This is a genomic window from Desulfopila sp. IMCC35006 (assembly GCF_005116645.1).
Classification (GTDB): Bacteria; Desulfobacterota; Desulfobulbia; order Desulfobulbales; family Desulfocapsaceae; genus Desulforhopalus_A.
This window is the reverse complement of sequence record NZ_SWCM01000013.1, coordinates 74,551-91,586: the sequence shown is the minus strand read 5'-3', so window position 1 is coordinate 91,586 and position 17,036 is coordinate 74,551. Positions and strand designations below refer to the sequence as shown.

General features: G+C 53.2%; 16 protein-coding genes. 7 read left to right on the top strand and 9 right to left on the bottom strand.

Features of this window, described 5'->3' with window-relative positions:
• Window positions 1-181: 181 nt before the first annotated feature.
• Complete coding sequence (locus tag FCL47_RS19090; protein WP_167496572.1) at window positions 182-919, top strand: 16S rRNA (uracil(1498)-N(3))-methyltransferase; 738 nt, start codon at window positions 182-184, stop codon at window positions 917-919.
• Window positions 919-1,962, top strand: a complete 1,044-nt coding sequence (mnmH, locus tag FCL47_RS19085; RefSeq protein ID WP_136815265.1) for a tRNA 2-selenouridine(34) synthase MnmH — start codon at window positions 919-921, stop codon at window positions 1,960-1,962. Before FCL47_RS19090 ends, mnmH begins: the two co-directional genes overlap by 1 nt.
• Window positions 1,963-2,070: 108 nt before the next feature.
• On the opposite strand, the gene FCL47_RS19080 is transcribed toward mnmH, so the two are convergent.
• The 8 genes from FCL47_RS19080 to FCL47_RS19045 all read right to left on the bottom strand — a co-directional run bounded on the left by FCL47_RS19080 (window position 2,071) and on the right by FCL47_RS19045 (window position 10,935).
• Window positions 2,071-2,838, bottom strand: coding sequence for a tetratricopeptide repeat protein (locus tag FCL47_RS19080; RefSeq protein ID WP_136815263.1), 768 nt, complete (start codon window positions 2,836-2,838; stop codon window positions 2,071-2,073).
• A complete protein-coding gene (locus tag FCL47_RS19075; RefSeq protein ID WP_136815261.1) occupies window positions 2,835-4,691 on the bottom strand; it encodes a BatD family protein in 1,857 nt (618 codons plus the stop codon). The genes FCL47_RS19080 and FCL47_RS19075 overlap by 4 nt, the downstream gene beginning before the upstream one ends.
• The gene (locus FCL47_RS19070) at window positions 4,691-6,667 is read right to left on the bottom strand and encodes a VWA domain-containing protein (protein ID WP_136815259.1); all 1,977 of its coding nucleotides are present in this window, start codon (window positions 6,665-6,667) and stop codon (window positions 4,691-4,693) included. The genes FCL47_RS19075 and FCL47_RS19070 overlap by 1 nt, the downstream gene beginning before the upstream one ends.
• A 12-nt stretch (window positions 6,668-6,679) precedes the next feature.
• Window positions 6,680-7,666 (bottom strand): VWA domain-containing protein, encoded by a 987-nt coding sequence (locus FCL47_RS19065; RefSeq protein WP_136815257.1) that lies wholly within the window; start codon window positions 7,664-7,666, stop codon window positions 6,680-6,682.
• The gene (locus FCL47_RS19060) at window positions 7,663-8,382 is read right to left on the bottom strand and encodes a DUF4381 family protein (protein WP_136815255.1); all 720 of its coding nucleotides are present in this window, start codon (window positions 8,380-8,382) and stop codon (window positions 7,663-7,665) included. The genes FCL47_RS19065 and FCL47_RS19060 overlap by 4 nt, the downstream gene beginning before the upstream one ends.
• A complete protein-coding gene (locus FCL47_RS19055; RefSeq protein ID WP_240744305.1) occupies window positions 8,379-9,296 on the bottom strand; it encodes a DUF58 domain-containing protein in 918 nt (305 codons plus the stop codon). The genes FCL47_RS19060 and FCL47_RS19055 overlap by 4 nt, the downstream gene beginning before the upstream one ends.
• A gap of 11 nt (window positions 9,297-9,307) precedes the next feature.
• Complete coding sequence (locus tag FCL47_RS19050) at window positions 9,308-10,372, bottom strand: MoxR family ATPase (protein WP_136815254.1); 1,065 nt, start codon at window positions 10,370-10,372, stop codon at window positions 9,308-9,310.
• A gap of 158 nt (window positions 10,373-10,530) precedes the next feature.
• A complete protein-coding gene (locus FCL47_RS19045; RefSeq protein WP_136815252.1) occupies window positions 10,531-10,935 on the bottom strand; it encodes a PaaI family thioesterase in 405 nt (134 codons plus the stop codon).
• A 374-nt stretch (window positions 10,936-11,309) separates the two neighbouring features.
• Here FCL47_RS19045 and FCL47_RS19040 point away from each other — a divergent pair, with 374 nt between their 5' ends.
• From FCL47_RS19040 to FCL47_RS19020, 5 genes are all read left to right on the top strand, one after another.
• Window positions 11,310-11,750 carry a flavodoxin domain-containing protein gene (locus tag FCL47_RS19040; protein ID WP_136815251.1) on the top strand — a complete coding sequence of 147 codons (441 nt, stop codon included), beginning with the start codon at window positions 11,310-11,312 and terminating at the stop codon, window positions 11,748-11,750.
• A 567-nt stretch (window positions 11,751-12,317) separates the two neighbouring features.
• The gene (locus FCL47_RS19035) at window positions 12,318-12,653 is read left to right on the top strand and encodes a PepSY domain-containing protein (protein ID WP_136815249.1); all 336 of its coding nucleotides are present in this window, start codon (window positions 12,318-12,320) and stop codon (window positions 12,651-12,653) included.
• A gap of 93 nt (window positions 12,654-12,746) precedes the next feature.
• Window positions 12,747-13,529 carry a hypothetical protein gene (locus FCL47_RS19030; RefSeq protein ID WP_136815248.1) on the top strand — a complete coding sequence of 261 codons (783 nt, stop codon included), beginning with the start codon at window positions 12,747-12,749 and terminating at the stop codon, window positions 13,527-13,529.
• A gap of 51 nt (window positions 13,530-13,580) precedes the next feature.
• A complete protein-coding gene (locus tag FCL47_RS19025; RefSeq protein WP_136815246.1) occupies window positions 13,581-14,243 on the top strand; it encodes a response regulator transcription factor in 663 nt (220 codons plus the stop codon).
• On the top strand, window positions 14,240-15,658 hold the full coding sequence (locus tag FCL47_RS19020; protein WP_136815245.1) for an ATP-binding protein: 1,419 nt from the start codon (window positions 14,240-14,242) through the stop codon (window positions 15,656-15,658). Before FCL47_RS19025 ends, FCL47_RS19020 begins: the two co-directional genes overlap by 4 nt.
• Here the strand turns inward: FCL47_RS19020 and FCL47_RS19015 are convergent.
• On the bottom strand, window positions 15,621-17,036 hold the full coding sequence (locus tag FCL47_RS19015; protein WP_167496571.1) for a cell wall metabolism sensor histidine kinase WalK: 1,416 nt from the start codon (window positions 17,034-17,036) through the stop codon (window positions 15,621-15,623). The genes FCL47_RS19020 and FCL47_RS19015 overlap by 38 nt on opposite strands.

Genomic DNA, 17,036 nt, shown 5'->3' with positions numbered 1-17,036 from the left:
CCGTTCACCGGAAAACCGACAAATCAAGAATTACCTCAGAAATGTAAACGGTTACCGGTGCCGGAGATGTGCGGATGAGGTTTTTAAGCTGTACGAGTGTTACGCTTAAAGGCCGAAGACAAAACAGATTCGGTGCTGGTGAACGATTACCAAAATTTAACCCTGGATGGGATGGGAGCTGATGCGACGTTTTTTTTTCGATCCGACTTTGCGAGATGGCGACATCGTCTTTCTCTCGGATGAGGAATCGCACCATATTGCGAAGGTGCTACGCCTGAAGACGGGCGATGTCATTGAAATTCTCGACGGTCTGGGCGCGGTGTTCCGTGCGGTTATCACCAGTGTCGGACGTCAGGTCGAGGCCCGGATCGAAGAAATTATCACCCGGGAGGCGACCGTTGGCAAATCGGTCTGGGTATGGCAGGCGATCCTGAAAGGCGAGAAAATGGACACGGTGGTGCAGAAATGTACCGAACTCGGCGTAACCGGACTGCTTCCCTACCAGAGTTCGCGGTGCCAGGGGAAATTCGATCAGGTACAGGGCCGCAAAAAATATCAGCGGTGGCAGCGAATCGGTCTCGAGGCCTGCAAGCAATGCCGGCGCCTGCATGCGATACACATTGACGCACCGACAAGCTACGCCGAATCTCTTAAAAAAAGGTCCGATGACGACGGCGTATTGCGACTGCTCTTCTGGGAAGAGGAAAAGACCACCCGTCTTGGTGATATTCCGGAAATCCGGGATGCCGCCTCACTCGCCCTTATGCTTGGGCCGGAAGGAGGCTTTACCCGGGAAGAGGTCGAACTGGCGCGGCTGTCGGGCTGGCGTACCGTCAGTCTGGGCGACAGGATCCTGCGGGCGGAAACGGCAACGCTCAGTGCCGTCGCAATCGTCCAGTTTCTGGCAGGCAGCCTGTGATGGATAGAGATCTGTCCCGTTCGACAATACTGGGTACATCATCCGGCCCGATAGACCTCCAGGCTGCGCAGGCAGGTGGCCATCAGATTATCGATGTCCGTTCGGCCGGGGAATTTCTGGCTGGAACCATTCCCGGGGCGATTAACATTCCGCTGTTTGATGAGGATGAGCGCAGTGTTATCGGAACCATTTATAAACACGGGGGGCATGAACAGGCGGTAGAGCAGGGGTTTTCCTATGTTGAAAAAAAATTGGCCGATCTGCTTGCCGCGTTTGAACCCTTGCAATCAAAACCACTCGCTGTTTTCTGTGCCCGGGGAGGAATGCGATCCCTGTCGGTGGTCAATCTGCTGGTGCAATCCGGTTATAATGCCTTCCAGCTTGAAGGGGGCTATAAAACATACCGCCAGGATGTGCTCGACCGTCTGCAGAAATTTCACCCGAAACTGATCGTGATTCATGGCCTGACCGGCACCGGCAAAACCCGGATTCTGCAACAACTGGTGCCGGCGATAGATCTGGAAGACCTTGCCGGACACCGCAGCTCTCTTTTCGGTGGTCTGGACCAGCAGCCGAGCAACCAGCGCACCTTTGAAAGCAGACTGGCGCAGGTTATCGGCTCTTTGCAGCAAGAGCCTTATTTCATCGAAGGGGAGAGCCGAAAGATAGGTCGAGTCTTTATCCCTCAACCCCTGGCGTCAGCCATGCAAAGCGCTCTTCTGGTCTATGTCCATTGCAGCCTGGAAACCAGAATAAGGCGTATCATTGAGGATTATCCCGTCACAGATGAGGCGATGCGCAACCAGATTGAGACCATCCTGAAATCCTTCAAACAGAAAATGGGTAGTGGGCAGGTCGACAAACTGTGTCTGCTTCTCCGAAAGGGAGATTTACACGAGCTGGTCCGCATTCTGCTCGTCGATTACTATGACAAAAGATACAGCAAGAGCATGAGCAGTTACCGGTACGTGCTGGAACTCTCTTCCGAAAATATTGCGGCGGCAGCGTCCGACCTTACCGAGTTTCGTCGTACTCTTCTGTAGCTTCGTTGTGCTTCTCCTGCCGGTTGCCCGAAATTGCTGCCCGGAGGTTGGACTGTTGTCTCAGGAAATACCAGGACGAGGCCATGCCCGCAACCGGCCCCGTAATCCCTATGACCCCGAACGTGCCGATTGACATATCGGCTCAATGAGCGAGGAGTCGATCCAGCCATGCCGGTTCATTTCATCGGCGACATAGCTGAAAGAGCCGTGACTTTTTTGGGGGTAGACCAGGCGGCCTTCCGGCAGCGTTCCGACCGACGCCGATGACGCAAACGGAGAGATGAGCATCTTCACATCCGGGGCGACAACCACCGAAGGGTTGAAGTCCTGATAGCGGAAAATCGTTCCTGCTGTGCCCAGGCAGAGGAGCAGGAGACAACAGGCCCTCGCCCCGATACTGAACTGTCTTGAAAATCGATATTTCATAGAGGCAAAAAGATACGCGGTAATGAGGAGAAGGGCCAGCAGAATAAGTGTCGTCCACTGGTTCAGGGTCAAAAGCTGGAAAAATTTTTCGGCAGTGGAGGGCTCTTGCGGAAAGAGGCCATGTTCTTTTTTTATCAGTTCGAGGTTGCCGGCGATATCCGAGTCGGCAGGGGCAAGGCGCAAGGCTCTTTCGTAGTTCAGTATGGCCTTGCCGGTTTTCCCCGCCATGGCGTAACTGTTGGCAAGGTTGTAAAGCACCGCCGGGGCATACCCTGCCGTTGTGGTTAGCTGTTCATAGTTGGCGATGGCCTGGTCATAATCACCGCGGCTGTACGCCTCATTTCCCCTGCGGAAGAGGTCGTCTTCCACTGTCCCCGCAAAAACGACTGTTGCCAGAAGCAGGATAGTCAGCACCGTGGAAATCACGCAGTGAAAGCCTCTACCCTTCATGATAATTCCTCCAGTTTCTTTTTCAGGGTGGTGAAATACTCCTGCATTTTTTCGTCGGTAAGCGATGCGCCGCCGTAGGCGGCCTCATCTGCGGCCTGAAAAATTTCAAGAAGATCGGTGTTTTCGCTCAGTCGGCTTTTGATATCGGCCAGGCTGAGTGCTGCCGGTTCGATATTCCATAACCAGCCGAGCTGGTTCTGGATGGCTGTTTTACTTAACGCAAGAAACGACGGGCCGTCGCCTGCCGCCTGGGCACGTTCGATCTGTTTCAGGTCGTTTTCAAGCAGCAGTCTCTTGTGTTTTTTTCTTTCAATTTCGGGGTTTTTTTCGATATTTCGCCGGCGAATCGCGAGCCCAAAAACAGTGAGCAGCAGCAGCGTGCAAACAGCGCAGAGTGTTAAAAACCAACTCTTTGCAAAAAGAGGAACGATTCGCGCATGATAGGACCCGGCCTCCAGATGGATCGGGGCCAGTCCTCCGCCAATGCCGGGCGCGGGGGATGCGGGTGCGGCCGACCGGGATTGCGCAGGGGTCGCGGCGGGAACCGGTTGAACAGGTGACGCGATGGCTGAAGCCGCTGTTTTTTGGATATGAACCGCGAGATGTTTACTGGTTTTGGTGATATAGCGTCTTTGCTGCGGATCGAAATAACTGAAAGAAAGCGGTGGAATTTCGGTTGCTGCCGCGTTTTTGGCAACGATTGCCTGTTCGAAGATTTTGGTTCCGGTATAGCTTTTTGCCTGATTACTGAATTTGGCGCTGGGCGAATAGGTCTTCCAGTCGGGATTTTCCGGAAAAGCAGGGGCTTCAACCCGATCGAAATTCCCCGTGCCGGAGATTTCCATAGTCAGCGTTATCGGTTCGCCGACTTCCACCTCAACCGGTGTTGCCCTGACGTTCAAGGTGAAATCGCCAATGGCACCGGTAAAGTTTTCCGGTTGATCAGCCGTCGGCAGGTCCATTACGGTAAAAACGGTCTCGGGGCTGACCGAAACAATCGGTTTTCGTTCGGCACTGCCAAAGAAGCTGTCGATGGCGGGGTCGTTAAAAAAAGAATCGTCAAAAAAACCGCTGCCGCCAAAAGGGGAAAGCACCCTTCTTTTCTGGGGGATACGCAGGGTTGCATCAAGGGAAAAACTGATCGGGTGTTCGCCGGCCTTTATACCAGACAGATTGGTTTCCCAGGTGAGAACATGGTACATCCGGCCTTTTACCGACTCCTCGGTCTGCTGGGGTTGGTCCGACAGCTGGGACATGACCACGCCGTCGCCACGCAGGGTCGGCGGTTTAATGTCTTCGACTCGATAGGCCTGATTAAAATAGGCCTTGATGGTAAACGGAACAATCTCTCCGGGGTAGTGACTGCCGGTCGGTGAAATGCGGATAAAGGCTATTTGACCTCCATCCTGGCGAGTTGGCGTCGGATAAGCGCCCGGCTGCTGTCCCCCTGGAGTGACCTCGAAACGTATTGGCTGGGTTGTGAGGGATTCGCCGCCGGCTGTCACCTTGAGAGGCGGGATGGTATATTTCCCGGGTTTGTCGGCCTGAACGAGATAGTTATGCATAACAGAAGACGAAAAGTCGCCATTCACCATGCTGATCTGACTCGATGTCCCCTGACTGCGCAGCTGGATATTGTCGATTTCCGGCAATGCAATGTCGGCGGTGCGGCTTGTTCCGGTAATTGTGATGGTCAGTCTTGCCGCCCGGTCCTGGGGGAAGGAGAGCGAGCTGAGCGAGGCCTCGACCTGGACCTCGGCAGAAGCCGGCAAGGTGCCGGGACCAAAAAGGCAGAGGCCGAGAAGGACCAGGCAGGCCAGACTTTGCCAGAGTATCGATTGTTGTTGTCGCATCACCAGTCTTTATTTACGGGGTTTTCAGTATTGTTGCCGGCGGAGGGAACAAAATTCAGTTCACCTTCCTCGTTTTTCAAGGCGTTGAGCAGGCTCTGTGCCTCTTTTTGGGTCATCTCGCCGGGTTGCTGTGGCGAACCCTGGTCTGTCTGTCCGGCAGCAGGATTGTTTTTCTCCGGCGATTTGTTTATTGGTTTCGGAGTGTCGGTTTTTCCGTTCTCTTTGTCAGCCGGTTGCGGGGGCTGCTGCCTGCCGCTGTCATTTTTCTGTGCATCCGTCCCATCGTTACTGTCCGTGGACTGCTTATCCCCAGGTTGTTGCTTGTCTGAACCGGACTGCTGCTGTTTTTTGTCCTGCTGCTCGGCATTGTCTTTGTGCTGCTGTTCCGAACCGCTTTGTTGCTGCTGGTCTTTTTTCTGCTGGTCCTGCTGATCCTTGTTGTTCTGCTGTTGTTGCTGCTGTTTTTTCAGCTCTTCCAGCCGTTTTTCAATGAGCTGGTGATTGTGTCTGGCATCAGCGTTTTGGGGATCGAGTTTCAGGGCCGAATCCAGTGAGTTCAAAGCCTCCTGCCACTGGCCGATGGCTGCTTTCGGATCGGCCTGCTGTGCCTCTGCGCCTTTTTGGTAATAGCTGTTGCCTCTATTGTAATAGGCTTTTTCCTGAAGCTTTATGTCGTCACTTGTCAGTGCCTTGGTAAATGCATCAATGGCCTCGTCAAACATATTGTTTTTATAGGCGGCTGTCCCGAAGTTATACAGGAGTTCCGGGTCATCAGGAGATTTTTCCAGTTTTTGCCGGTAATATTCCGACGCCTGCAGATAGTCTTTTTGGGCATAGGCTTCTTCCCCGCTGGAACAATACGCCCTGGGAGCAAGGCTTAGGCCGAGCAGCAGGATAAGAGCCGTTGTAGCGCCCGTTTTTCTCCGTCGCCTGAACCAGTTAACCATCGTATTGATAGCGGACAGGGGCCGGATGGGACGGGCTTTTTTCCGTTCGCCAAGCAGCAGCTCCACGACCAGGAAAAGGATCGCTGCGGCGAGTGGCCATTCGAACCTTTCCAAGGGTACTTTTTGTCTGCGTTCCGCCAGTTCCTCTTTTGGGATAAGGGCCAGTTTCTGTTTGTAAATGGTCTCCAGCCCTTCGCCGGCCGTGCCGAGGGGAACATACAGCCCGCCGGTTTTTTCGGCAAGAGCTGCGAGGGTTTTTTCGTCGAGTCGGGAGGTGACAAAATTACCGTTCTGGTCTTTGACAAAACCCTTGCCGTTTTCTGCCGCAACCGGGATGAGTTCGCCCTGACTGGTGCCCACGCCAACGGTATAAATCGTCAGTCCGGCTTTGGCACCATTTTCCGCGGCTTTTATGGCGTCCCCCTCCAGATTCTCGCCGTCGGTCAGAATAATCAGAATCTTATGATTTGCGGTATTATTCAGGGTCTCGGCCGCCATGTCGATAACCGACGCAATATTGGTGCCGCCGCGGGGAATAATGTCGGTGGTTACCGCGGCGAGGGAATCGGCAAAGGCCTCGTAGTCAAGGGTCAGCGGGCACATGAGATAGGCTGAACCGGCAAAGGGAATGAGGCCCACCCGGTCACCGTCCAGCTGTGTAACAAAATCGAGTATCGCCAGATGCGCCCTTTTCAGGCGGTTGGGTTTAATGTCTTCCGCCAGCATACTTTTGGAAGTATCGAGGGCAAAAAGCAAATCAATGCCTTTGCGCTTGACATCTACCCATTGAAAGCCATATTGCGGTCGGGCCAGAGCGGCAAAAGCGAAAAAGACTGCCAGCAGCAGCAGAATATTCTTATACCATCTCTTCCGGCCTGAGATATTCTGGGTCAGCCGGCCAATAAGCTGATGAGCGGCAAATTTTTCCAGGGCAGCCTGCCGCCGCTTCTGCATAAAGCGGAAGAGGAACATGAGACCAAGGCAGGCCAGAAGACCGATGAGTAACCAGTGTGGCTGGGCAAAGTGCATAATTCTTCTCTCTTAAGGCAATCTTTTGCGTGCCTGAAAAATTTCCACACCGAGCAGAGCCAGGGCACCGATGACCAAATACCAGAACAGTTCCCGGTACGATTCAAATTTCTTGATGGTTCTTGTTGTCGTCTCCATCTTGTTGATGTCGTCGTAAATTTTAGCAAGAGACGCCGTGTCGGTGGCTCGAAAGTACATGGCACCGGTTTTTTCGGCCACCTTCGCCAGGGTATCTTCATCGATATCAACCTTCACCTGGACCAGCCGGCGACGGCCGAAGTTATCGGTGACCGGCATGGGGGCCTCGCCGCGAGTACCGGCACCGATAGTATAGACCTTTATATTCAGGGCTTGCGCCGCTTCGGCGGCAATAAGCGGGGGAATTCGCCCGGCATTGTTCATCCCGTCGGTGAGCAGGATTAAGATACGCGACTTGGATTTTCTATCCCGCAGCCGATTGGTGCCGCTGCCGATCGCCGAACCGATCGCCGTGCCGTCTTCGATCATCCCTATCTGTAATGATTCAAGTCGCTTGCGCAACCAGTTGTGGTCAAGGGTCAAGGGGCTGACCAGGTAGGGACGGCCGGCAAAGGCGACAAGGCCGATCCGGTCATTGGGGCGTTGTTCAATGAACTCATCGACGACTTTCTTAACGACATCGAGCCGGTTGGCGGGTCTGCCGCCGAGGGTGAAGTCCATCGCCTCCATGGAGCCGGAGACATCCACTGCCAGGAGGATATCGATGCCGCTGGCCTCAATCTCGGTGGTACTGCTGCCGAGCTGCGGCCTGGCAACAGCCATGATGAGTAGAAAAAGCACGACCAGGCGCAGAAGGAGATGGAGGGTACCTGGTCGTGTTTTTCTAGCCCCGGCAAGAGACGAGGCGAGGGAGGTCGATGAAAACAGCAGCGCCGGTGCCCCGCCAGCCCGGCCGTAGAGATAGGCCAGCAGGGGGAGCAGGGCAAGCAGCCAGAGCAGTTCGGGGTGCAGAAATCTCATGCGCTGCCTCGCTTGGGTTTTTTCGATGATTTACGCTGGTGCACCGGTTTTTCTGGCTCCTGCGGTTCAGCCGGTTCGGTTTTTTTGATAAAAGTGATCACTGCCCCCTCAATTATCTCCAGGCTGTGAATATCCTGGGCATGGTGGGCGAATTTGGCCATGTCCGCCTGTTCCAGGCAGAGCTGCAGTTCGCTTTTATGCCTTTGCAGCAGAGAATTGCTGCCGGTGTCTGCCAGACCTTGCAGAAACTCCCCGGTGGTCTGCCGGGTCGACTTGATGGCAAACCGGGCCTCGATGTAGCGGCGCAGGATCTGGCTTACCCGATCCATATACAGAAGGGCCCGTTCCGGACTGAGCAGCCTCTTTGCCTCGGCAAGCTCCTGCAGCGCCTTCTCCCAGGGAGGAACAGGAGGGGGCGCAGGTCTGGTTCTCCTGTTTATAAACCAGTAGAGTGCCGCACCGGCCGCAAGAAGAGCCAGGATAATACCCGCCAGCAGCAGGTAGGGCGGTTGCTCGATCAGCGGAACGGGCCCCTGGATATCGCGCAATTCGTTATCCTCTTTGGCCGTGTTGGGAGTTTGTGCGGTCTGCGCGTTTTTGCCGGGTTGCTGCAGCAGCGTCAAGGGTGCTGCATTGCTGGCGCTGCTGTCGGCAAAAGTCACCACGGGCAGGGCAAAAAAGACCAGTAAAAGCAGGATTGCGATTCGTCCGGTCATGACGCCCTCCCTTTGCGGGCACTGAAAAAGCTGAGCAGGGTGGGCAGATACGCGGTGTCGGTAAAAAGATCAAGGAGGTCGATACCGGCTGAACGAAGGGTTTTCTGCACCGTTTTGTGTCTGGTTTTGGCCATTTCTCTGTATCGGTCCCTTACCGTGGCATCGGCGGTATTGAGATCGACCTGGTCGCCGCTTTCGGCGTCTTCCAGAGTTATCCAGCCGATATCAGGGAGTTCAAATTCCCGTGGGTCGGAAACAATCAGCGCTATCAGATCATGACGACGGTTGCTGATCTGCAGTTTTGGCTGCAGTTCCTTCAGGGTTTCATCGAAGGTATCCGGGAGGCAGAAATCAGAGATAAGAAAGGCCACACATTTTCGCTTGATGACCCGGTTGGTAAAATCAAGAGCTACCTTAAGGTCGGTTTTTCTGCCCTGGGGCTCAAAAAAAAGAATCTCCCGGATGATCCGCAGAATATGTCCGCGTCCCTTTTTCGGTGGAATGTAGAGTTCGACCGTATCGGTAAAGAGTACCAGGCCAACCTTGTCATTGTTGCGAACCGCCGAAAAGGCCAGCACCGAACCGACTTCCGCCATCATCTCCCGCTTGGAGCTGGTTACCGAACCGAAGTCGCCGGAGCCGCTGATATCGATCATCAGCATGATGGTCAGCTCCCGTTCTTCGGTGAATTTCTTGATATGCGGGATACCGGTCCGGGCGGTGACATTCCAGTCGATGGTCCGGATATCGTCCCCGGGGACATATTCCCGGACCTCGTCGAAATTCATGCCGCGGCCCTTGAAGACAGACTGGTAGCTGCCGGCCAGGCTGTCGTTGACCAGCCTGTTCGTCCGCACTTCAATCTGCCGGACCTTTTTCAGGATTTCCCTGGTAAGTAATGTATCCATGGTCATATTGGGCAAACTCAGGGAACCGGTACCGTATCGAGGATTTTCCGTATAATATCTTCGCTGGTGATGCCTTCGGCCTCAGCCTCGTAGCTTATCCGCAGCCGGTGGCGCATGACGTCCATCACCGAGGCCTTGACGTCATCCGGTGTCACATAGCCTCTGCCGGCAAGATATGCCAGACAGCGGGAGACGGCCTTGAGATTGATGGTGGCCCTTGGCGAGGCGCCGGTCTCGATATACTCCTTCAGTTCCAGCTGGAAGCTCTGCGGTTCGCGGGTGGCATAGACCAGAGAAACTATATAATCTTTGATCTTGTCATCCATATAGATGGTGTTGATGATCTTTCGTGCCGCCAGAATATCGGCGGGGTCGGTGACCGGAGTAACCGCCAGTGCCGAGTCGGTATGGTCGAAACGATCAAGGATGGTTCTTTCTTCAGCCCTGCTCGGATAGCCGACGACTACTTTCAGCATGAAACGGTCGATCTGTGCTTCCGGCAGCGGGTAGGTGCCTTCCTGCTCGATGGGGTTCTGGGTGGCCAGGACCAGAAAGAGCTCGGGCAGCTGAAAACTCTGTTCGCCGATGGTGACCTGCTTCTCCTGCATCGCCTCGAGCAGGGCGGACTGTACCTTGGCCGGCGCACGGTTGATTTCATCGGCCAGAATGAGCGAGGAGAAAATCGGCCCCTGTTTGACCTCAAAGGTTGTCTGCTGCGGATTGTAAATCTGCGTGCCGATAATGTCAGCGGGCAGCATATCCGGGGTGAACTGGATTCGCTGGAAGTCGGTCTGGATCGCTTTAGCCAGGGTTTTAACGGCCAGGGTTTTGGCCAGACCGGGGAGTCCTTCTAAAAGGAGATGCCCCCCGGTGAGGAGTCCGATCAGCAATCGTTCCATCAGGTGGTCCTGACCTATGATGACTTTCGACAGTTCGTATTTAAGCGGTGCGATCCAGCGTGAACTCTCCTTGACCGCCTCGTTGATCCTCTGGATCGAACTGTAGACATCGTTATTCCGGTCAAGTGCTGGTGAATCCTTGGCTGCGGGGGCGGGGACGAACTGCGGTGATTGTTCTAACATGAATGTTCCTCGAATTTCTGAATAATAACTCGTTGTAATCGGTGGATGCGATCAGTCAAGAGTATAGCAACCCAACATTACCGTCATCTTGCACGTACATTACAAAGTCGTAATGTTGACAAATAATTGGCGGACGCTGTTCATACGACGGATCCTCATCAGACCGGCAGACTCTGGTTTTTTCGATAGACCAGGCCATTGAATCTGGCGACGATCTCGTCCCGTTCGTCGGTGACCAGTACATCGTAGGCACCTATGCGTTTCGGGTCACCCACTTCTGTGGCGGTAGCGTAGAGAGTGCCTGACGTTTTGCTGGTTAAAAATGAGATGCTGACATTGATCGCCAAAGCTAACTGGCCATGGCTGTTCGAAGCCACCGCAAAAGCCAGATCGGCCAGGGTGAAGAGAGCACCGCCCTGGACGACGCCCGCCGCATTGAGATGTTTTTCGTCAATTTCCATCCGGGCCCGGCAATACCCGCGGCGGGCCTCAACTATTTCAATACCGGCAAGGGCGGCAAATCGGTCGTTTGCAAAAAAAGCTCGAGCTGTTTCTGTATTCATGTGTCTCATTTATAGAAATTAATAATTATTCCTATTTAATATATTGACAAAATATTAAATATTGAACATTCTAGATCCTGTGAATTATTTGCAGTCGTTATATGCAAAGATCAACTGGGTTTCCCTTTAGACCCTGACGAATTATTTTCAGATTGCCCCTGAGGTTCCGTAGCTGAACATCAGGGGCAATCTGAAAGTATTTTCTTGTTTTTTTGCAAGAAAATAATGTGTCGAGAAGTACCTGTTCCCTGCAAGGGGATAAAAAGAGCACCGATTTCCCCCATTTGCCGGGGTTGGCCCAAGTGTGGAATCTCAGCGCAACCTGATTGTGCCGGCAGGGTTCCAGACCATTCAATACACCTGAAGGAGCTTACATGAAAAAAGTACTCGTTGCCTATTCCAGCCGAACCAAAAAAACCGAAAAAATGGCTAATTACATTGCTGAAGGCCTGCGCATGGCGTCCTGTCAAGTGGATGTAAAACCAATTTCTGCCATCGAAGACGAACAGGGTCTTGCCGGATATGACTGCTACGTCTTTGGCTGTCCGACCTATCACAAAGATATGACTGGCGGTATGAAACAGTTTCTATTTAAAGCCGAAAATGCCAATTTAGTCGGTAAATTTGGTGGAGCGTTCGGCAGCCACACCCATAGCGGCGAAAGCGCGCCGATGATCTTCGATACCATGCTGTATGTTTTCAAGATGGATATGACCGACCTTGGTCCGCTCAACCTCACTGAAGCGGTGGTGTTAAGCGAAGAAGGGCTGAAAGCCTGTCAGGCCTATGGGAAAGCTCTGGCGGAAAAGATGTAACTGCTTGTCAGCAGCAACGCCTCCGGTGGCGTGATTCAGTCATCACGCTGCCGGAATAGTTCTTAAACTCTCTGCAGTACGCAGTTTCGACACGATGCGCAGCATGTGTCGTTGTCGACCCCTCGCGTCCGTTCATCTCACTTACTTCCGCTGCCTCTTTTTCCAACCGATTTAAAACGCGGCGATAGAAAGTCCTTTCCTTTGCTGTCCGTCCTGTTGCGTGCCTTGCTTCCGAAGGTCAGGGAAGCTGGCCGAGCTGTCGCCGAATATTTTTTTATGATAACGACAAAACTCGAGCTGTACAGGGAAATGAGACAGCCTTTTCCCGGCACGCCATAAACAAATCCCTGGGGGCTTGACCGCAGCCATCCAGGCTGCGGAACACCCGTGCAAAGGTCACCTCATACCTCATATCCCTCTGGAGCATCTGTGCTGAACTTCTTTGAATAAGATATTTTTTTCACAGGCGCAAATTTTTTTGGTCCGGCTAATTCTGAGCTAATTCTTGATTGCTATAGTGCAGGCACGCGAATAACCGCGCAATTCACTTTTTAAGGAGATCTCATTATGAAACGCATACTCTATCTTTTAACATTTGCGGTGGCTTCCACTTCCGTCGTGGTCAGCAGTTATGCGGCCGGTACCAGGGAAAATGATGCACTGGAGGTTCCGGCAACGCGGATTACCCTGTCCCAGGCCGTCACAACCGCCGAACAGCATGTTCCCGGCAAAGCTTCCCGAGCCGAACTGGAAAAGCATGACGGTCAGTGGGTTTTTGATGTCGAAGTAGTAAAAGAAAGCAAGGTCATGGATGTAAAAGTTGATCCGGCTAGTGGCAAGGTGCTCGCTGCCGCGGAAGACAAAGCCGATAGTGGCGATGAGGGCCACGAAAAAGAGGATTGATCGTCTTTGTACCGTTGGCCCCGATCCCTGTATCGGGGCCAACACAAAATTGAATCGATTTGCGGCAATTAAAGCAAGTTAATGAGGCTATACATGAACCCAATTGAACGAGAAGATGCGCTGGCAGTACTTAACAAGGTTCCAGAGGTTACCATCTGGTTCTGGATTATCAAAATAATGGCTACCACGGTCGGGGAAACCGCCGCCGACTTTCTCAATGTCAGGCTGCACTTTGGCCTGTCCGGAACTTCGCTCGTCATGGGGGTATTGCTGGCTTTTTTCCTGGTTATGCAAGTGCGTGAACAAAAATATGTGCCCTGGCTGTACTGGGCTACAGTCGTACTGATCAGCATTGTCGGCACATTGATCACCGATAACCTTGTGGATAACCTGGGTATTTCCCTGCAGACGACAAGCTTTGTCTTTGGCCTCGCTCTGGCTGCCACCTTCTTTGGATGGTACCGGCTGGAACGGACATTGTCGATTCACACCATCTACACCAGGCGACGTGAGCTGTTTTACTGGGCAGCGATACTGTTTACCTTTGCCCTTGGTACCGCCGCAGGGGATCTCGTGGCCGAAGGCCTCAATCTGGGCTATGCTACCGCAGGGTTAGGTTTCGGCTGCATTATCTCCGCCGTTACGGTCGCGCACCTGGTCTTTAAGGCAAATGGGGTGACTACCTTCTGGATAGCTTACATCCTGACGCGCCCGCTTGGCGCATCGCTCGGCGATTTCCTTTCGCAGCCAGGCAATGTCGGTGGTCTGGGGCTTGGAACTACCAGCACTAGCGTGTTGTTCCTTACGACTATATTCACCCTGGTTTTTTACATGACATCCGCGCAAAAAAAGGTCATGGTCAAGGATCGCTCGTAAGGAGTTCACCCGGCAGCCCGCTGAAATTGTATTTAATATTGATGAAAATCGATGAGAATTTTATTGGTTGAAGATGACCAGATGATCGGTGCGGCAGTATCCGTTGCTTTAAAGGATGCGGCTTGTGCCGTGGATTGGGTAAGAGATGGCGAAACTGCGTGGAGTACCCTCAAACTGGGCGAATATCAAGCCGTGCTGCTCGATCTCGGTCTGCCCAAACGTGACGGCTTGGATGTGCTGAAACACCTGCGTCAGGCCGGAAGCCAGGTGCCCGTCATTGTTATTACCGCCCGTGACAGTGTCGAGAATCGCATTACTGGGCTTGACCTCGGGGCCGATGACTATCTCGTCAAGCCCTTCAGTGTCAACGAATTGCTCGCCCGCCTGCGCGCGGTTGTGCGTCGTCAAGGCGGCCAGGCCTCCCCCATACTCACCAACGGGACAGTGAACCTCGATCCGGCCACGCATAAAGCCAGCTGTGGAGATGTAACCGTCGATTTAAGTGGTCGTGAGTTTGCCCTGCTGCATGCACTGTTGCTGCATCCGGGCAGAATTTTTGCCCGGGCCGAACTGGAAGAACACATATATGGCTGGAATGAGGAAGTGGAGAGCAATGCGGTGGATTTCCTCATCCACGGGGTGCGCAGGAAACTTGGTGCCAAGGTGATTAAAAACGTGCGCGGCGCCGGCTGGATGGTGGAGAAGCTCCAATGAGTCGATCCCTGCAGAAACGGCTCACTTCCATGCTGGGCATCGCTCTCCTGATCTCCGGACTGGCTTTGGCCTTGATGTCGTTCGTCCTTGCCTATAATGAAGCGAAAGAATTCCAGGATGACGTGCTCCGGCAGACAGCACTGTTGGCGGCGGTACACGACTCGACCACCGATCTGTCCCCCGTTGATGGCACCGGTCAGAATCGGTTGCCGATTCCGGTTGACGACCCCGAGTCGCGAATCGATGTCATCCACATACCGAAGACCCCGCGTCCTGCCTGGCTTGCAGAAAACTCGACCCCGGGTTTCTATACAGTCGAAACAGGGGCGGGACGTCTGCGGGTTTTTCTCCGGAAAGATCCGTCCGGCGGGACTACGGTGGTGACGCAGCCTACCGATATCCGCGATGAAATCGCCCTAAACAGCGCTCTGCGCATATTGGCTCCCTTACTTCTTCTTCTGCCGGCAATGGCGTGGTTTATAATGCGCATCGTTCGTCATGAACTGGCCCCGGTCAAAAACCTCGCCGGACATGTCGATGCACAACCGGCAAATCTGCTGCAGCCAATACCGGACAGGGAAGTCCCGCAGGAAATAGCCCCGTTTGTGCACGCCATCAACCGTTTGCTCACTCGCGTAGCCGAGCTGATGGATCAGCAGCGGCGGTTTATCGCCGATGCCGCACACGAACTCAGGAGTCCGCTCACGGCACTGTCGATACAGGTACAAAACCTGAACCAGCCGGGATTACCGGAAAAAATCAGGGAGCGGGTTCTGCCGCTCCAGGACGCAATCGAAAGGGCGAGAAAACTTACCGAGCAGCTCCTCAATCTCGCCCGGATCCAAGCCGGCACTGCCCAGAAAAAGACAGTCGATGCCTCATCCGTTTCCCGTCAATTAATCGCCGAGTACCTGCCTCTGGCGGAAGCCAGAGGCATTGATCTGGGCCTTGATGAAACCGCCTCGATCATGCTTGCCGATACCGGGGAAAATCTTTATTTAATACTCAAGAATGCACTGGAGAATGCTCTAAAATATAGTCCCGAGGGAGGAGAAGTCACCCTTAGAATTGCTGCGGTTGGCAATAATGCCCTCTTCGAAGTTATCGATAATGGTCCCGGTATACCGGTTTCTGAGCTGCAGCGTGTCGGGGATCCGTTCTACCGCCTGCCCGGCGCAAACGGCGAAGGCTGCGGGCTGGGTCTGGCTATTGCGATGGGGGCGGCAGCCGCTCAGGGTGGAAATGTAAGTCTGATCAACCGGCAGGAAGGCAAGGGCCTGATATTTCGTTACCGTCAGAATGTCCGGGCTGGTTCCCAGGATGAACAATGCCAAAAGATTCTCGAAGGAAAATTGAGCGCCGACAAAGAATTTCTGTTCATGAAGAAGAAATCGGAAGGGGAAAATCAACAGTAAACCGGGTGATCCCTTCGGCGGAACTGGTCACTGAAATCGTGCCCTGATGTAATTCAACGATTTGTTGGACTATGGTAAGTCCGAGCCCTGAGCCGCCGAAGTTTGCGGAGCGCGATCTTTCCACCCGGAAAAACTGTTCAAAGACCTTCGGCAGGTCTTGTTCAGGAATGATTGGTCCGGTATTGGCTATGGTCAGACGGATGCACTCTCTGGTTTTTTGGGTCGCAATCCATATCTGTCCGTTTTCCGGTGCATTGTATTTTATCGCATTATCAACAAGATTAATCACCATCTGCAGGATCTTTTCCGCATCGCCAACAAAAGTAACCGGCGACAAATCTTTTTCCAGAACAATGTTTCTCGACTGCAGTAAATCCTTGAATTCATCGAGCACATGGTCAATTAATTCGTGGAGATGAATAGTCTCATGGCGTAGTGTTTCCTGCTGTTCCAGGCGCGAGATTTCCAGGAGATTGCGGACCAGTTTTGATAAGCGGCGAAGAGTAGTCAGGTGTTTTTCAAGTCCGGTGCGGACAGTCTGCGGCAGCTCTCCGGCGAGCATTTCTTCATGACCCAGCATCAGAATAGTCAGTGGGCTCTTCAATTCATGGGAGGCATTGCCGATAAATTCCTTCTGCCGATTGAACGAAAACTGCAGCCGGTCAAACATGCTGTTGAGCGATCTGGTCAGGATATAAAGTTCATCCTTGTTCTTTCCCAGGGGTATTCTTTGGTCAAGGGAGTTGTCGCTGATGTTTTTGATCAGGTTGTTGATCGAAGCGAGCGGCTGGAGAATTTTGCCGGCCAGATAATAGCTCACAGCAATGGCAATGATGGTGATAAGCACAAGTCCCGCGAGAATATAGTAGACCAGCTCAGACAGTTCGTGTACCAGAAACGGAATTGGATTGGCGACCTGTAACTCGAATACCTTGCCGTTTATTACTTTTCTGTCCGTCAGCACTCTAAAAACAACCGGCGAGGCGGGGATATTTTTTCGTTCGCTGTGGTCCTCCGGGGCTAGCCATAATTTTTCGAGCGGGAGGTTTTTTCTCACAAAGGAGAATTTTTTATCGCTGTGTGCGGGAATATCCACATACCTGGTCATTGGCGATGCAAGGAGCGTAATGCCCTGGTCGCTTACGACTTTGATCCAGTATTTGTCGTAAGGGTATCTGGACAGGGTGTTGTCCTGTTTGCCCTGCGGGGTGTCGCTGTTCACAGCCTGAGCCGCGACTTCGGCAATGTCCTGCAGTTCGTCATCGATTACTCGAAAAGGCTGCTCCACCAGCTCGTAGAAGACGAGGCTGGAGAAGCAGATGGCAACAGTAAGGGTAAAGGATGCCGTCCAGAGAGTAATTTTACTCCGAGCTTTCAT

Coding starts and splice junctions, on each gene's coding strand:
- FCL47_RS19040 (WP_136815251.1), top strand. CDS start 11,310: ATGAAAAAAGTACTCGTTGCCTATTCCAGCCGAACCAAAAAAACCGAA.
- mnmH (WP_136815265.1), top strand. CDS start 919: ATGGATAGAGATCTGTCCCGTTCGACAATACTGGGTACATCATCCGGC.
- FCL47_RS19080 (WP_136815263.1), bottom strand. CDS start 2,838: ATGAAGGGTAGAGGCTTTCACTGCGTGATTTCCACGGTGCTGACTATC.
- FCL47_RS19025 (WP_136815246.1), top strand. CDS start 13,581: ATGAGAATTTTATTGGTTGAAGATGACCAGATGATCGGTGCGGCAGTA.
- FCL47_RS19020 (WP_136815245.1), top strand. CDS start 14,240: ATGAGTCGATCCCTGCAGAAACGGCTCACTTCCATGCTGGGCATCGCT.
- FCL47_RS19045 (WP_136815252.1), bottom strand. CDS start 10,935: ATGAATACAGAAACAGCTCGAGCTTTTTTTGCAAACGACCGATTTGCC.
- FCL47_RS19015 (WP_167496571.1), bottom strand. CDS start 17,036: ATGAAAGCTCGGAGTAAAATTACTCTCTGGACGGCATCCTTTACCCTT.
- FCL47_RS19055 (WP_240744305.1), bottom strand. CDS start 9,296: ATGACCATGGATACATTACTTACCAGGGAAATCCTGAAAAAGGTCCGG.
- FCL47_RS19050 (WP_136815254.1), bottom strand. CDS start 10,372: ATGTTAGAACAATCACCGCAGTTCGTCCCCGCCCCCGCAGCCAAGGAT.
- FCL47_RS19065 (WP_136815257.1), bottom strand. CDS start 7,666: ATGAGATTTCTGCACCCCGAACTGCTCTGGCTGCTTGCCCTGCTCCCC.
- FCL47_RS19070 (WP_136815259.1), bottom strand. CDS start 6,667: ATGCACTTTGCCCAGCCACACTGGTTACTCATCGGTCTTCTGGCCTGC.
- FCL47_RS19035 (WP_136815249.1), top strand. CDS start 12,318: ATGAAACGCATACTCTATCTTTTAACATTTGCGGTGGCTTCCACTTCC.
- FCL47_RS19030 (WP_136815248.1), top strand. CDS start 12,747: ATGAACCCAATTGAACGAGAAGATGCGCTGGCAGTACTTAACAAGGTT.
- FCL47_RS19090 (WP_167496572.1), top strand. CDS start 182: ATGCGACGTTTTTTTTTCGATCCGACTTTGCGAGATGGCGACATCGTC.
- FCL47_RS19060 (WP_136815255.1), bottom strand. CDS start 8,382: ATGACCGGACGAATCGCAATCCTGCTTTTACTGGTCTTTTTTGCCCTG.
- FCL47_RS19075 (WP_136815261.1), bottom strand. CDS start 4,691: ATGCGACAACAACAATCGATACTCTGGCAAAGTCTGGCCTGCCTGGTC.